Below are 14,572 nucleotides of genomic sequence, written 5' to 3'. Positions count from 1 at the left end.
CAGGAGGTCGTATGTTAGGAATCGCATATGGCATGGGCGCCATGGTTTGGCAGGTCGTAGAGTCGTTCGCTGGAGACGCCTCACCCACGGCTTCAACACCTGTGCCCGCGGGTACTGAATACCTCGGTGTCAACGAGCTCAGCAGGCAAATGGCCCTGCCGGGCGGGCTCACTTCGGTCGATCTGGTCACTCACCTGCAGGAGCGGATTCGCAGGCTGGATCCGCAACTGAGCGCCATCATCGAACTCAATCCCAAGGCGCTTGAAACCGCACGTGAGTTGGACCGTGAGCGGGCCAATGGCAACGTGCGCGGGCCGCTGCATGGCATTCCCATCTTGCTCAAGGACACGATCGAAACCGAAGGCATGCAAACCAGTGCGGGTGCGTTTGGGCTGGTCGGTGCATCAGCCAGCAAGAACGCCCCGTTGGTGGACTACCTGATCCAGCAGGGCGCGGTGATCCTCGGCAAAACCAACATGACTGAAATGGCTGGGTTCCGTGGGGGCCCCGATGGCTGGAGCAGTCGGGGCGGGCAGACCCGCAACCCTCATCAAAGGGACGCCGACGTTGGAGGGTCCAGCTCCGGCTCTGCCGCCGCCGTTGCAGCAGGGTTGGCGCCCATGGCGGTGGGGGCAGAAACCAACGGTTCGATCATTGTGCCGGCAGCGCGTAACGGTATTGTCGGGCTCAAGCCCACTGTCGGCCTGCTGGACCGCAATGGAATTATTCCCGCGAGCCAGTACCAGGACACACCGGGCCCGATGACGCGTTCAGTGTTTGATGCTGCACTGATGCTCAATGCCATGTCAGGCAGTGATCCCGCGGATCCAGCAAGCGTGGGAGCGCCCCAAGGTATCGATTACACCCAGTTACTGGTTCCAGGCGCGTTGAAAGGCAAGCGTATCGGCTATCCCGCCACGTTCTCCAAAGAGGGTGAAACCCTGCCAGTGGAGAACAGCACGTCATTCAATCGGACATTGGAAGTGCTTCGCGAGCAAGGCGCGGTGTTGGTGCCGGTCAACCTGCGCCTGGCCGATGCCTCACGCTACGACGAACTATTGCTTTCGGATGTGAAGGACTCACTGAATACCTACCTGGGCAAGCGCTCGGGATTGCCGGTCAAGTCGCTGACCGAACTGATCCGGTTCAACGACGAACGCGATGGCAGTGAGACGGATCATCAACCGGTGCTCAGGGAAATCAGCGCCTCAACGCTGACGCCAGCAGCACGCAAGCCACTGTGGGATGCGCTCATCCAGGATTTCAGAAGCTCGATCGATGACCCGATCAAGGCAGAAAACCTGGACGCGATGGTGTCGGATTTCGACACCAACAGTTACTTCGGCGTCGCGGCAGCCGGCTATCCGGGAATTGCCGTACCGTCTGGTGTAGATGAGGATGGTCTACCCACCAGTGCCTACTTTTTTGGTACCCAATGGGCCGAGCCCACCTTGCTGGCAGTGGCCCATGGGTATGAGCAAGCAGCTCAGGTAGCGGTTAAGCCGCAACTTTGACGCCGTAGCGTGCCGCTGGGGAGCGATGCGACAGGTTGGGTGCCAGGGAGCCTTGCTGTTTCGTAGGCGTCCCTGCCCAAGGTGTCGTCCGCAAAGGCAATCGAGCGGTTGCGCATCGAGGGGGCGCGCCTGCTGCTCGATCTTGGCGACCACTTCATCGACATCATCGCCCGCGAAACCGGCTTCGGCGACCCGGAACGGATGCGCCTTGCATTCCTGCGTGCCTTTGGCCAACCGCCGCACATGATGCGCTGGGCGCGACAACTGCAGGCATGACTCTACGCACCTTTCGGTTCAAGGGATGCCGACGTTGTGCCTATCAAACGGGAGAGGATGCCCTGCGCTACAGGCTCTGGTTCTGCACAGTCAAACCGGCGCACACTCATCCCCCACCCCGGTGCAAACCCCGGGAAAAACACCAGCCCTTCAGCTTCCAACCGAAACGCCAAGGCCAGGCGGGTTTCATCCCCCACGTCATGCTGGCTTTCAAACTGTTGAACCGCCTCAACGGCCACACCGGCCTGGCGAGCCAGGTCTTCCCGGCTCCAGCCCAGCATCGCGCGGGCTTGCACACTGTGTTTGGCGGTGAATTGATGCAGGACGATCTGCTGTTCTACGAAAGAGCTCATTGCCAGAGAGGACATGGGGTTTCTCCAGGTTCGACGGGGGAGGGCAAACTATACTGTGTTTTTGTACAGTTGTTTTGACCGCTCATCAACTGGATTTTTGCTGACCCACTATTCCACCCCTGGCGCCTCCCGAATGATCAGATGGTCCAGGTTCTCGATATTGGCACTGAATACCCCGAAGGTCTGCTCGGGATTCTTCTTGCTCGGCACCTGTTTCAGCTCCGGCGTCACCCCGTAGAAGAAGCAGTACAACGCGCGCTCACTGTCCACGGCCGCCTTGATCTGCTCCAGGAACACCTTGCGTTTGCGGTAGTTCTCAATGAGTTTTTTACTCAGGTAGACGTTGACCGAGTAGGGCTTCTTGTCGAGCCACACTTTCTTTTCGAAGTCGATGCGAAAGCTGCTGGTGTAGTCCTTGATCGCCCTGATCTTGCCCCAGTAGATCAGGCCTTTGTTGTCTTGCAGGTATTCGATTTTCTTGAAAAACGTCCAGTAGGTCGCGGTGTGGTCACCGATTTTCAACGGCATGGACTTGAGCTTGTCCTTGTCGTCGATGTTGGACACGAAACATTCGACCGGGTGGGCGAACACGCTGGTTTTGTCTGGGGTGCTGTCATTGGCGCGGTGGGATACAGAGCTTCGGTTTGAGGGCGCTTTCACTGGATCGTGTGGGATGCTTCCCTCTGTACTCGCAAGCGGCGTCTGGCGTTCGTACTGACGACGGGTGAGTACAAACTCCGATGGGAAATGGTCCTCACGCTCGTCGTCACTGTCATCTACCGCAGTCTTGGGCGTGCTGGCGTAACGACAACCGTCGATATGCCGGGTGCTGGTCCTGTTCTTGAAATGCGGCGTGCGCAGGTAATTGACGTTTTTGGCGTTGAAGGTGCTCAGCGCGTTACCGGGGTCAAACGCCGTACGACAGTCGTCATTGGGGCAGAGAAAGCTGTCCTTGTCTGAGTCGAAATCGGTTGTTTCGTCGAAATTCAGGTCTCGTACGTCGTAGATCGACAGCTTGTCATCGAGACTCAGGCAGTAGGCCGTGTCGAATTTCATGGGGCTCGGGTCCGTGAGAGGTTTGGCTATTAATAGCGGGATCCTGCGTAAATATCAGCAAGAACCTGCAACCCGCCGCCCGCTCAAGAAGCACAGCGCACCGCCCGCCGCCGTCAACCCGGCCAGTGCATAAAACATCGTGGTCGGCGGTGAGTTGATCAACAGATAGCCACAAATCACCGGGCTCAGCGCCCCGCCAAAGGCCGCCAGGTTCTGCGCGCCGTAGTAACTGCCACGCAGCGATTCGGGGGCAAGGGTGTCGATAAACAGGAATTCGGACGGGAAGATAATCATCTCGCCCAACGTGAACACGAACATGGCCACACACCACGACAGCAGGCTGTCGGCCTGGCTGAAGCCGATCAGGCCGCCGATGAACAGCGCAGTGCCCAGCAGGATCCAGTAACGCAATTGCTCACGCTTAAGGAAGCGGCCGATCTGGTATTGCAGCACCATCACCGTGATTGCGTTGCACGCCAGCACGGCGGAAAGAATTTTCAGTGCATCATCCGGGTTGTGAATCACCAGCAGAAATTGCGACAGGTACAAGGTGTAACGGCCATGCACGATGGTGCTTAGCAGGCTGCCGCCGGTGAACAGCACCAGGCTGCGATCGTTGCGCAGGGTTTTCAGCGTGGTGAGAAAACTCAAGGGCTTGCTGCTTTCCTCACGCTGGGTTGGCGGGATGCCTATCATCAGGAACACGCTGATAAACGCGATGGCGCTGGACAGCATGAATGGCAGCAGGGGCATCTGCCCGGCAATGACCACGCCCACCATGGGGCCTGTGGCGTAGCCGATATTGGTCAGGGTGTAGCGCAGGGAAAACACCTTGGCGCGCTGCTCCACCGGCAGGTTCTCGCTGATGATCGCCTTGGAACCGATCAGGAACAGCGCCGATGCCGACTCGGTGATGACGAGTGTCAAGGTGGTGAGGTAAAGGTTGGTGGCAAAGGTCAGCAACAGAAAACCGATGGAGCTGGAGAGCATCGCCAGGATCAGCAGCTTGCGCTTTTCCATGCGGTCGATGACGTAGCCGCCGTACAGGCCCATCAGGGTGGCGGTAAACACCGCGATGCCCATCAGCAAGCCGATGTCCTGCTGGTTGAGGCCCAGGCGCCGGCTGAGCAACAAAGTCATCAAGGGACTGGTCATTGCCCGGCTGATGACGATGGTCAGCGAGCAAATCATCAGGCGGCGGATTACCAGGGAGTAGGTGGCCACGGTGGGGCACATGTCCTTGTCTGGGTGGCTTGGTTTTCTGTAGGAACGAGCGTGCTCGCTCCTACAGAAGGAGGGTTATTGGCCGGCGTTGATGCTGATCTTATCGACCGCGCCCTGCTCCAGATCCCACTTTTTCAGGATCTTGCCGTAAGTGCCGTCATCGATCATGCCCTGCAACGCTTCACTGATCGCGGTGACCAATTGCGTGTTGCTCTTCTCGATCCCAAGCCCGGTGAACTGCTTGGAAATCGCCAAGCCCACCGGCTTGTACTTGCCCTTGTCCAGCGACATCAAATAAGGAATCGTCTCGCTGCCCTGCATCGCCGCATCCAAGCGGTTCTGCTGCAACTGCGCGCGCGCATCCGCCGAGCCTTCGGTGCCGATTACCACGATCGCTGGCTTACCCGCCGCTTCGCAGTTTTCCTTGCTCCACGCGGCAATTTCCGACGGCCAAGTGGTGCGACGGCTGGTGCCGACTTTTTTCCCGCACAGGTCAGTCAATTCCTTGAGGTCTTCACGCTTGGCCATCGTGTACAGCTGCGGGCCGCTGCTGAAGTAGTCGATAAAGGTTACGGATTTCTGCCGCTCGGCGGTATCGGTCATGCCCGACAGCACGATGTCCACGCGCTTGGTGGTCAGGCCGCTGAGCATTTGCTCGAAGCCGGTTTCCTGCCACTTGATCTTTACGCCCAGGCGCTCGGCGAGGGCGTTGCCCAGATCGAAGTCAAAACCGGTGAGTGTGTTGGTGGCCGGGTCCTTGAAATCCATCGGCGGATAGTTCGGCACGATGGCCGCGCTGATCTCACCCTTGTCCTTGATTGCCGCCGGCAAAGCCGCGAAAACAGCGGAGGAGGCCAGCAAGCCTGCGAGCAAGGTTGGGATAAATAATTTTTTCATGGGGGCGTTCTCGTTTGTTTTTTAGTTAAGTGCGAACGGCAGAAATAAAGCTTTGGGTACGCGGGTTTTGTGGGCTTATTAGAATTTCTTCGGGGCTGCCGGCTTCCACAATCTGACCGGCATCCATGAACACCATGCGGTTGGACACTTCGCGGGCGAAGCCCAACTCGTGGGTGACCACGATCATGGTCATGCCGGTGGTGGCTAGATCGCGCATCACCGACAGCACCTCTCCTACCAGCTCCGGGTCGAGGGCTGACGTGGGTTCGTCAAACAACATCAACTTGGGGCGCATGGCCAATGCGCGGGCAATCGCCACACGCTGTTGCTGGCCGCCGGATAACTCCACAGGGTAGGCATTGCGCTTGTCTGCCAGGCCGACGCGGGCCAGCAACTCCAGCGCATCTTCGATGGCCTCCTTGGGCGAGCGCTTGAGCACCTGGCACGGGCCTTCGATGATGTTCTGCAACACGGTCATATGAGGGAACAAATTGAAGCGTTGGAACACCATGCCGGTGGCCAGGCGCTGGCGGGCAATCTGCGATTCATTCATCTCATGCAGCTTGTTGCCGACGACCCGGTAACCCACCAGTTCGCCGTCGACCCACAGGCCGCCCTTGTCGATTTTTTCCAGTTGGTTGACGCAACGCAGCAGCGTGCTTTTACCGGAACCCGACGGGCCGATGATGCACATCACTTCGCCTTGCTCGACCTCGATGTTGATGTCGCGCAGCGCGTGATACTGGTCGTAATACTTGTTCAGGTTGACGGCCTTGACGATGCTTCTCATGGGGCAAATCTCCTCAACCCAGACTTACGAACGCTTGCCGGCGCCGCGGGCAAAACGACGCTCAAGGCGGCTTTGACCAAATGAAAGAACAGTCACCACCGCCAGGTACCAGATGCCGGCCACAATCAGCAGCTCCATGACCCGTGCGTTGGCGTAGTAGATGTTTTGCGCGTTGTGCAGCAGCTCCGAGTACTGGATCACGCTGGCCAGGCTGGTCATTTTCACCATACTGATGAACTCATTGCCTACAGGCGGAATGATCACGCGCATCGCCTGGGGCAGAATTACCCTACGTAGGGCTTGCAGGCTCGGCATGCCGATGGATTTGGCGGCTTCGTACTGGCCGGTGTCGACCGAGAGCAAACCGGCGCGCACCACTTCGGCGGTGTAGGCGCCCTGGTTGATACTCAGGCCGAGCAGGGCGGCCACGAAGGGCGTCATCAGATCGACAGTGTCGATACTGAACAGGCCCGGAATCGCGATCACCGGGAAGATCAGCGCCAGGTTGAACCACAGCAGCAGTTGCAGGATCAGCGGCGTGCCCCGGAACAGCCAGGTGTAGGTGATGGCCACATACCGCAGGATCGGGTTGGCCGACATACGCATGATCGCCGTGATCACGCCGATCACCACGCCCAGCGCCATGGCCAACACCGACATGATGATGGTGTTCACCAGGCCCCAGAGGATGGCTTCAGACGTGAGGAACTGACCGATGTAGGACCATTCGATCTGACCATTGGCAAATGCACGCAACAGCGCGGCCAACACAATCACGATCAACGTGGCAAAAAACATCCGCCCGTAGTAGCGACGCGGCACGTGCTCGTACTGCGTGATATCGAACTGGTTCTCGGACAACTTGCGCTCGGCTTCCAAGCGCTCTGCCGGGGTTTGGTTCATGGTGCTTCTCCAAAACTGATGACGCTACTACTGATGTACTCGGTCCAAATGTGGGAGCGGGCTTGCTCGCGAAAGCGTCAGCCCCAGCACCACACCTCTGACAGGCTTAAATCCGAAAGCCCTGATAGCTCTCAGCCCACTGCTGCTGAGCCGCCAATGCAATCTTCAACCGCCCAATCTGCTCGCGAACCCGCTCCGGCGCCGTCCCACCCCACCCACTGCGCGCCGCAATCGCCGCTTCCAGGCTCAAGCAGTCCCGCACTTCAGGCAGCAACCGCGCGTCCACCTCCGCCAACATCGCCGACGAGGCTTCCCACAATTCAATCTCATGCTTCTCACAGGCCTGAACCAGTGCGCCGGTAATCTCATGCGCCTCCTTGAACGGCACACCGCGCGTGGCCAACCAATCCGCCACCTCCGTCGCCAAGGTGAAGCCCATCGGCGCCTGGCGCCGCAGCTCTTCAACCTGCACCTTCATGGTTGCGACCATCCCGGCCATCGCCGGCAGCACCAGCAGCAAGGTATCCACACTGTCCAACACGCTGTGCTTGTCTTCACTTAAATCGCGGTTGTACGACAGCGGCAACGACTTGAGCGTCGACATCAACCCGGTCAGGTTGCCAATCAAGCGCCCAGCCTTGCCCCGCGCCAATTCGGCAATGTCCGGGTTCTTCTTCTGCGGCATGATCGAGCTACCGGTGGCGTAGGCATCGTCCAGCACCACCCAGCGAAACTGCCGCGACGACCACAGGCAAAATTCCTCTGACAGGCGCGAAATATTCACCCCGAGCATGCCCGCCACAAACAGAAACTCCGCCACATGGTCACGGCTGGCGACCGCGTCGATCGAGTTTTCACACGGCCCGGTGTAGCCCATTTCCTTGGCCGAATGCTCCGGCTGGCGCGCAATCGCCGAACCGGCCATGGCCGCCGCACCGAGGGGCGACAACGCCGTTCGCGCATCCCAATCCACCAACCGCTGCACATCCCGCAACATCGATTGCGCGTGGGCCAGCAAGTGATGAGCAAACACAATCGGTTGTGCCTGCTGCAAATGGGTAAAGCCGGGGCAGACGCTCTCGATATGCTGTTCAGCCTGGTCCACTAACGCCTGCTGCAGACCCAGCACCTCAGTGGTGATGGTGCGCGCGTGGTCGCGCAGGAAAAGACGCAGGTCATTGGCCGTCTGGTCATTGCGCGAACGCCCGGCGCGCAATTTGCCACCCAAGGCGCCCAGGCGCTCGGTCAATACGCGTTCGATAAAGGTGTGCACGTCTTCGTCATCCAGGGTCGGATGCAGCGTGCCGGCGGCGAAGTCCATGCCAATACTGTCCAACGCTTCGAGGGTGCGCAGGGTTTCCGACTCATCCAGCAAACCGGCGCGCTGCAACTCACGTGCATGGGCACGGGAGCCGGCCAGGTCGTAAAGCGTCAGACGGAAATAGCGCTCAGGGCAACGCGACAACGCGGCCAATGCAGCAGACGGACCGGTCTTGAAACGAGCGCCCCAAAGGCGGTCGGTGGGCTGGGACATGGATGTTCCTCACGCTTGTTTTTAGAAGAGTCGGAGGCAGTAAAAATAAGGTTTCAACTAGACTGAATCAGCGTCTAACGCGCCGTATTCATGGTTGCCAAGGGCGGATGTTTATGTTCATTATCGCCGCCTGGCTATGTTCAAGGACTGGGTCAAAGCCTGTTGAATATGGCACTTGAGGTCAACGCGTATTATGGAAACCCCACTTTCCACTTCTGGAAACATACCGCCCAAACCCGGCACAAGACCGCCCCTGCAACTGAGCGGGCTGGACTTCAAATTGCTCCGGGTATTCATGGCGGTTGTCGAAGCCGGCGGCTTCAGCGCTGCGCAAAACGAGCTGAATGTGGGCCTGGCAGCCATCAGCAAACAGATCTCCGACCTTGAAATCCGCATCGGCATGCGCCTGTGTACGCGCGGCAGGGAAGGCTTTGGCCTCACCGAAGAAGGCAAGTTGGTGTATCAGGCGTCCATCGAGTTATTTACCTCGGTGGACAGTTTTCGCGACAAGCTTAGTTCGGCGCAAAACGAGCTTATTGGTGACCTTAGTGTCGGCGTAATTGATAACACTGTATCGGACGTTAATTCGCCGCTGATTACCGCGTTGGGAAAATTACACAGCGAGTCGCCCAAGATTAGATTGCGCTTACATGCCTCACAATTGGACGAAGTTGAGCGCGGTGTGGTGGAAGGAAGGCTGATCGTCGGCATCGTCCCTGTGTACCAACGCCGTGAGGAATTCGACTACTTCCCGCTGTACGAAGAAAAGGCCCACGCCTACTGCGCCGTAGGACATCCGCTGTTCACTGCGAGCGACATCACGCCGGAAGTCTTGCGCCAATACGAAGTGGTCAACCATCGGTACGCGATCCACCGCGACAAGGCCAACTTCGTCAACTACGACAGCCAGTCGGCCTCGGCCTCACAAGTGGAAGCCGTCGCTATTCTCATCCTGACCGGCCGCTTCCTCGGCTTCCTGCCACAGCATTACGCCGCACCGCTGGTAAGGGAAGGGCGCCTGCGCGCACTGTGCCCGGAGCATGTTCACCTGAGCACCGCCTTCAACCTGATCCTGCGCCACAACGCCCCAAGAAGCCCGCTGGTAAAAGCCTTCGCTACAGCGCTGGGCGTGGACCTCAAAGCCACGACATAAGCTCCGCCGAACACCGCTCAACAAGCTCACGACGCCCAACTGTGGGAGCTGTCGAGCCCCAGCGAGGCTGCGAAGGGATCACCTCGGTCCACCTGCCGAACTCGCTATTGGTATCGATACATTTTCCGCCTAGGCAACGTGCTATCTAACGCGCAGTGTTTTCTACCAGGCACAAAAAAGCCCAACCTTTTCAGGTTGGGCTTCATCACCAATCTGGCATTCAACCCCTGGCATCTCATGCCAGTGCGCGATCACCGCAACTGCTTGCGCTTCTTCTTCGAATGAAAATGCCGAAAATGCGCATCCTGCGCCGCCGCCAACAACTCCCGATCCCCACGCGTATCGCCCCAGGCCCGGAGCCGATACTCCCCCAGGTCTCCATACACCGCTTCAAGGCGCAGCACCTTATTCTCACACCGGCAGTTATTCCCGGTGAGTTTGCCGGTCAACACCCCGTCGACCACCTCAAGCTCAGTCCCGATCAACTTGATCCCCAGCCGATTCGCAAACGGCTGCAACACCAACGCCGGCGACGCCGAACACAGCGTGACCTCCGCTCCCGAGCCCAACTCGTGCTCCACCGACAACACCCCTGCCGGGCGCATCAGCCGCGCCCAATTGCGCTGGCAATACTCCTCGGCCTTCTGTTGCACCCACGTCTTCTCCACCCCGGTCATAAAGGTGCGAATCAACTGCGCCTTCAACTCATCCCGGCTGATCTGCCGCACCAAAAAGCGCAGCCCCGGCACCGCCAGCTTGACCATCCGGCCATAAAACTCACCGGTACCAAAGGCAAACTTGAGGAAGGGCACGAAACTGTCGTGGTGGGTCAGGGTGCCGTCGAAGTCAAAGACGGAGAGTACTTTGGCATCAACGGGGCCGGCTTCGAGCATGTCTGGGTTCACGGGTTGGCCTCGGTCCTATCTAGTATTTTTTTAGCGTGCATCAGGTGTGACAGCAGGAGTTTACTCCCGTGCCAATCTTCCGACTTTGCTGTAAAGCGCTTCAGTGAAAGCGTCCCGATCACTCGACCGGTGACAACGCTGATGGCAGTTGGGGCACAAGGCTACAGCATTGGTGATGCGATCCGAACCCTTCTGGGCAAGGTGCTTGACGTGATGTACTTCAAGAAATGGCAAACCGTTGACCTCGAACGGCGCGTTTGAGCCACAGCCTTCGCAGATGCCGTTGGCTTCTTTCAACACCCAGGCGCGTACCTTTGGATCGCGGACGAACACTGTGCTGAGAGTGGATACTTTCTGCGGTTGGGCAATGCCGTCCGGTAGTTTTGGGAAGGCTTGCTGCTGGAGTTTGGAGGCGCGGCGGATGAGCGTTTGCTCATCTGCAGTTTGGGCGGCGTCCTCGGATTCAAACACACCCTGAGCGGCGAGGGCTTGGCGGATGCGTTCTTCTACGCTGGTGCCCACGTTCTTCGCGGGCTTATAGCCTTCGATGCGGTCCCAGCCCATACGCACAAGCACGGTGGAGATATTTTGCATACGGAATTCAATGGAGCCTTTTGCACGGCCTGCCACCGGGCCTTCGCGTAGAAGGCGGTTTTCGAGGGCTTTGTTGAAAGGTTGGCCGCTCTTTTCCAAGGCCGACATCTTTAGGTAAGCCTCGACCGCCGCTGCCAGCTCCGAGTCGCTCCAATCCGTTTTGTCTTTCGTAATATCCATACAGCCGCCGAGGGTAGAAAACCCTCGGACGATACTGAGTAGCCATTATTGCGTCTACGAAATTTCCTACGGATTGGTCTGAGTTGGCGGTCGTGTTCGTCAGCAAATTCGCTGCTTGATTCGGAAAGGTTGCGTGAACTTGCGCCACCACGACTTTTTTGAGAGCCGTAACCGATGTGTCCGGTTAACCAACAGGTAAGGCATGTCTCGCAGCCTAATCCAGCCTTCATCCTGCCAATGCAGCAAGTTCAAAGACATCTCCGGCCAATCCAGCATGCTCAACAATGGTCTCTCTACTGTTCGTGGCTGACGCTCATCTCGCAGTGTTGGAACCACTTCGTGAGTGAGCCAGCTGCGTAACAGGCGGTTCCCCGGTGTGTAGTGATAGACCAGCAGCGCATACGCGCCGGATTCGCTGATCATCAGCAGTTCTTCCGGTTGACCGTGAAACAGCAGGGTTACCGTTCTTCGCTGGTCGTCATCGAGCTTTCGAGTTGTTCGTTCATCTAAATACCAGCCCATCAAGCGCCCAAGATCGCGAGCGCAAAACCACGGTTGGTTTTCCAGAAGGAGGGCGTGCAGAGGAAGGCTTTGACGGGTGAAGGTAGTGGGAGCGAGGGGATCATGCATGACACACCTCCGAGATTGGAAGTGCTTGAAGGGCGGTTCTGACGCAGTAGATAGCCTTCGCGAGGAAGGTGAAAATTCTAGGCATTTCCATTACCTCTGTGTGATGTCAGCTTTCTTAGGGCTGGGTGCCGGGAGTTAAGAAACCCCACACAGAGGGCCGGACATATTCCCCTTTCGGGTCTTGTATTAGCCCACTCCCGGCATAACAGAGATTTTCGATGCCCACGAAAAAACCGTAGGCACAAAAAAGCCGCTACTGTCGGGTGCGGTCAGTCCGCTGTGTGAGGTGTTTCTTAGGCACCGAGTGCAGCATATGCATATCTCTCACTATGGTCAATGCAGGCAATTTCACTTTAGTGGTGATCAGCTTAAAAATTCAAAGTGTTCTATATATTTCTGTTTTTTGCTTCGTTTAGGTTTGAAATGAAAGATATAATTGTGGAGCCATGTGTGATACTCAAATAATTTTGGATCTTCATTTATTGCGGATTCGTTAGATTTGTATACCGTTTTTGCGTGCTCATAAACGGTTGACCAATTTAGATCATCTACGATATGGAGTTGATAATGCTCTCCACATCGTATTATCAGGTTGTGTTGAATTAATTGGGAAAGTTCCTGGCTTTGCGCTTCTCCCTGACTTTCATTTTTTAGTTTTTCTAGTACGGATTTATGAATCAATATTCTCGGAAATATTGACTTCGAGGATTCAAGGTTATAAGCGTCTGTTAGAGCGTGGCTATAGGTTATATGCTGATTTTGAAAATGTTTGTTGTAAGCTATCCCTCCGCGAATTAAAAGTCCGTTTTCTAAAAATCTAAGATAAACGTCCTTTGTGGCTTTTAGGAAACCTACAATATCCGTTGCGGAGCTCATAAATATAGAGTCAGATATGCTCTTATGATGAAGTGTTGCAAGATCTATTTGTTCAAATGCTCTATATGAGGTTATTAATTTTTCTTTGAAAATCTCCGTTCCGTCTCGTTCGTCTTTTTTTAAATAATATCTATAGCCCATTACGTCTAGGAAGGCGAAGTACGAGTAGGCCATTACTCAATAGCCTCTGTGATTTTTTGAATTTCTGCATGGTAGGCTTTGATCTTTTTTTCCCAAGGCTCCCATACGCTTCCGTAAAATTGTATACCGCTTTTCGAAGCTAAGGCTGAGTCTGCTTGTGTTAAGTCGAAAATGGCTTTCCCTAGCATTTGGGATACCGGAACTAGCTGCCCTAGGTTTTCAATGGAGCATATTATTGGGTCATCCAGGTCTTGTTTAATACGAATTATGTTTGATCCCATTAACTTTGACTTGATTTCGGTTTTTATTTTTTTGGACCACTTCTGATATGATTCTTTGATTAGTGACTTGTGAACTTGGAAATTTTGGTTTATTAGTCCGCAGAACTCGGGTGAGCCGTAGTCATTCTCGATTCCGTATGGTTCGAGAGTGCTTAGTATAATGTTGTCATGCTTTATCCAGTCTTCGATCAGCTTGGGCAGGGTATTGATGCCTAAGTAGCAAAAACGGTCTGGTGTGACTGGAATAATAAATCTATCAGAAGCGAGAAATGCGAGCCGGGTAATAGCACCAGTGCTTGGACCTAAGTCAATTAGGATGTAATCGAGGCCGAGTTGCTGTCCAAGGTCTTTTATAAGGCGCCTGAAACTAATGTAAGTATTTTTTTCATTTATGTTTGTTGTGATTGCTTGGTTTATTGATGTTCCAAAATAAGGCTCTGCCTGAGCACTGAATTCAATATCGCCTCTTATTAAGAATAGTTTTGGATATATGTTGGATTCTGCAAGATTTACGTTTTCAACATTTATTCTGGCCGCCGCACCGTCTAAACGTGGACGAAAGACATCAAGGATGGAGTCGCCAGGTAGCTTTTTGGAAGGGTTGTCGAAGTACTCGGTATCGTTAGCGAAAAAAAGTTCTGTGAGGTTACACTGTGAATCGGCATCGATAAATAAGACTTTTTTACCTGTTTTAGCCAAATAGGCTCCAACATTAAAAAGTGTAGTGGTTTTAGAAACTCCGCCCTTGTTATTGTAAAAAGTAAGGGTTTTTGTTTGAGGTTTTGGTGTTTTTTTAGCTCTAGCCAATTTTCAGCTCCTTGAGTAGAAAAGCCCCGCATGTGCGGGGCTTTTTAAGTGCTTCCCAACTTCCATGTAGGTTAGCTTTTATATCATGTCACTTGGCTATCATCAATCCCAGCTCAACGCGCCACCCGTCTGGTACTCGATCACACGGGTTTCGAAGAAGTTTTTCTCTTTCTTCAAGTCCATGATCTCGCTCATCCATGGGAACGGGTTAGTGGTCCCTGGGTACTCTTCTTTAAGACCGATCTGCGACAAGCGACGGTTCGCGATGAACTTGAGGTAATCCTCCATCATCGCCGCGTTCATGCCCAGTACACCGCGTGGCATGGTATCGCGCGCGTATTCGATCTCCAGCTGAGTCCCTTGCAGGATCATCTGGGTCGCTTCCTCTTTCATCTCGGCATCCCACAGGTGTGGGTTTTCGATTTTGATCTGGTTGATCACGTCGATACCGAAGTTCA

15 protein-coding genes and 1 pseudogene are annotated in these 14,572 nt (G+C 55.5%); 3 read left to right on the top strand and 13 right to left on the bottom strand.

Going from position 1 to position 14,572, the window contains the following annotated elements:
* The first annotated feature begins 11 nt into the window (after nucleotides 1-11).
* Together BMZ57_RS22125 and BMZ57_RS22120 are read left to right on the top strand one after the other, a co-directional pair.
* Nucleotides 12-1,514, top strand: coding sequence for an amidase family protein (locus BMZ57_RS22125; protein ID WP_069672736.1), 1,503 nt, complete (start codon nucleotides 12-14; stop codon nucleotides 1,512-1,514).
* Between the two features lie 84 nt (nucleotides 1,515-1,598).
* Nucleotides 1,599-1,790, top strand: a pseudogene (locus BMZ57_RS22120) (helix-turn-helix domain-containing protein); the annotation flags it as partial.
* A gap of 2 nt (nucleotides 1,791-1,792) precedes the next feature.
* Here the strand turns inward: BMZ57_RS22120 and BMZ57_RS22115 are convergent.
* The 7 genes from BMZ57_RS22115 to argH all read right to left on the bottom strand — a co-directional run bounded on the left by BMZ57_RS22115 (nucleotide 1,793) and on the right by argH (nucleotide 8,547).
* Complete coding sequence (locus BMZ57_RS22115; protein WP_021491290.1) at nucleotides 1,793-2,158, bottom strand: helix-turn-helix domain-containing protein; 366 nt, start codon at nucleotides 2,156-2,158, stop codon at nucleotides 1,793-1,795.
* A 93-nt stretch (nucleotides 2,159-2,251) separates the two neighbouring features.
* A complete protein-coding gene (locus BMZ57_RS22110) occupies nucleotides 2,252-3,199 on the bottom strand; it encodes a hypothetical protein (protein ID WP_010208286.1) in 948 nt (315 codons plus the stop codon).
* Nucleotides 3,200-3,253: 54 nt separating this feature from the next.
* The gene (locus BMZ57_RS22105) at nucleotides 3,254-4,423 is read right to left on the bottom strand and encodes an MFS transporter (RefSeq protein WP_010208287.1); all 1,170 of its coding nucleotides are present in this window, start codon (nucleotides 4,421-4,423) and stop codon (nucleotides 3,254-3,256) included.
* Between the two features lie 75 nt (nucleotides 4,424-4,498).
* A complete protein-coding gene (locus BMZ57_RS22100; RefSeq protein ID WP_010208288.1) occupies nucleotides 4,499-5,320 on the bottom strand; it encodes an ABC transporter substrate-binding protein in 822 nt (273 codons plus the stop codon).
* Between the two features lie 25 nt (nucleotides 5,321-5,345).
* Nucleotides 5,346-6,110 carry an amino acid ABC transporter ATP-binding protein gene (locus tag BMZ57_RS22095; RefSeq protein WP_010208290.1) on the bottom strand — a complete coding sequence of 255 codons (765 nt, stop codon included), beginning with the start codon at nucleotides 6,108-6,110 and terminating at the stop codon, nucleotides 5,346-5,348.
* 24 nt (nucleotides 6,111-6,134) lie between these two features.
* Nucleotides 6,135-7,013: an amino acid ABC transporter permease gene (locus BMZ57_RS22090; RefSeq protein ID WP_010208291.1), complete on the bottom strand. Its 879-nt coding sequence runs from the start codon at nucleotides 7,011-7,013 to the stop codon at nucleotides 6,135-6,137.
* 106 nt (nucleotides 7,014-7,119) lie between these two features.
* Nucleotides 7,120-8,547 carry an argininosuccinate lyase gene (gene argH, locus BMZ57_RS22085; RefSeq protein WP_069672735.1) on the bottom strand — a complete coding sequence of 476 codons (1,428 nt, stop codon included), beginning with the start codon at nucleotides 8,545-8,547 and terminating at the stop codon, nucleotides 7,120-7,122.
* 193 nt (nucleotides 8,548-8,740) lie between these two features.
* On the opposite strand from argH, the gene BMZ57_RS22080 reads away from it, so the two are divergent.
* The gene (locus BMZ57_RS22080; protein WP_021491293.1) at nucleotides 8,741-9,700 is read left to right on the top strand and encodes a LysR family transcriptional regulator; all 960 of its coding nucleotides are present in this window, start codon (nucleotides 8,741-8,743) and stop codon (nucleotides 9,698-9,700) included.
* A 251-nt stretch (nucleotides 9,701-9,951) separates the two neighbouring features.
* On the opposite strand, the gene BMZ57_RS22075 is transcribed toward BMZ57_RS22080, so the two are convergent.
* From BMZ57_RS22075 to BMZ57_RS22050, 6 genes are all read right to left on the bottom strand, one after another.
* Nucleotides 9,952-10,593, bottom strand: a complete 642-nt coding sequence (locus BMZ57_RS22075; protein WP_021491294.1) for an HAD-IB family hydrolase — start codon at nucleotides 10,591-10,593, stop codon at nucleotides 9,952-9,954.
* Nucleotides 10,594-10,665: 72 nt separating this feature from the next.
* A complete protein-coding gene (locus BMZ57_RS22070) occupies nucleotides 10,666-11,379 on the bottom strand; it encodes an HNH endonuclease (protein ID WP_069672734.1) in 714 nt (237 codons plus the stop codon).
* 99 nt (nucleotides 11,380-11,478) lie between these two features.
* On the bottom strand, nucleotides 11,479-12,009 hold the full coding sequence (locus BMZ57_RS22065) for a BRO-N domain-containing protein (RefSeq protein ID WP_069672733.1): 531 nt from the start codon (nucleotides 12,007-12,009) through the stop codon (nucleotides 11,479-11,481).
* Between the two features lie 363 nt (nucleotides 12,010-12,372).
* Nucleotides 12,373-13,059, bottom strand: a complete 687-nt coding sequence (locus tag BMZ57_RS22060; protein ID WP_069672732.1) for a hypothetical protein — start codon at nucleotides 13,057-13,059, stop codon at nucleotides 12,373-12,375.
* A complete protein-coding gene (locus tag BMZ57_RS22055) occupies nucleotides 13,059-14,114 on the bottom strand; it encodes a ParA family protein (RefSeq protein WP_069672731.1) in 1,056 nt (351 codons plus the stop codon). The genes BMZ57_RS22060 and BMZ57_RS22055 overlap by 1 nt, the downstream gene beginning before the upstream one ends.
* Before the next feature lie 102 nt (nucleotides 14,115-14,216).
* Nucleotides 14,217-14,572, bottom strand: a 356-nt coding sequence (locus BMZ57_RS22050; RefSeq protein WP_074900529.1) for a ribonucleotide-diphosphate reductase subunit beta, incomplete at its 5' end; no start/stop codon positions are given.

The organism is Pseudomonas simiae, assembly GCF_900111895.1.
Taxonomy (GTDB): Bacteria; Pseudomonadota; Gammaproteobacteria; order Pseudomonadales; family Pseudomonadaceae; genus Aquipseudomonas; species Aquipseudomonas simiae.
This window is presented reverse-complemented; position numbering and strand designations above follow the sequence as displayed.

Bases quoted from the DNA above. Each gene is read 5' to 3' on its own strand.
- BMZ57_RS22125 (WP_069672736.1), top strand. From the start codon at position 12: ATGTTAGGAATCGCATATGGCATGGGCGCCATGGTTTGGCAGGTCGTA.
- BMZ57_RS22115 (WP_021491290.1), bottom strand. From the start codon at position 2,158: ATGTCCTCTCTGGCAATGAGCTCTTTCGTAGAACAGCAGATCGTCCTG.
- BMZ57_RS22110 (WP_010208286.1), bottom strand. From the start codon at position 3,199: ATGAAATTCGACACGGCCTACTGCCTGAGTCTCGATGACAAGCTGTCG.
- BMZ57_RS22100 (WP_010208288.1), bottom strand. From the start codon at position 5,320: ATGAAAAAATTATTTATCCCAACCTTGCTCGCAGGCTTGCTGGCCTCC.
- BMZ57_RS22095 (WP_010208290.1), bottom strand. From the start codon at position 6,110: ATGAGAAGCATCGTCAAGGCCGTCAACCTGAACAAGTATTACGACCAG.
- BMZ57_RS22090 (WP_010208291.1), bottom strand. From the start codon at position 7,013: ATGAACCAAACCCCGGCAGAGCGCTTGGAAGCCGAGCGCAAGTTGTCC.
- argH (WP_069672735.1), bottom strand. From the start codon at position 8,547: ATGTCCCAGCCCACCGACCGCCTTTGGGGCGCTCGTTTCAAGACCGGT.
- BMZ57_RS22080 (WP_021491293.1), top strand. From the start codon at position 8,741: ATGGAAACCCCACTTTCCACTTCTGGAAACATACCGCCCAAACCCGGC.
- BMZ57_RS22075 (WP_021491294.1), bottom strand. From the start codon at position 10,593: ATGCTCGAAGCCGGCCCCGTTGATGCCAAAGTACTCTCCGTCTTTGAC.
- BMZ57_RS22070 (WP_069672734.1), bottom strand. From the start codon at position 11,379: ATGGATATTACGAAAGACAAAACGGATTGGAGCGACTCGGAGCTGGCA.
- BMZ57_RS22065 (WP_069672733.1), bottom strand. From the start codon at position 12,009: ATGCATGATCCCCTCGCTCCCACTACCTTCACCCGTCAAAGCCTTCCT.
- BMZ57_RS22060 (WP_069672732.1), bottom strand. From the start codon at position 13,059: ATGGCCTACTCGTACTTCGCCTTCCTAGACGTAATGGGCTATAGATAT.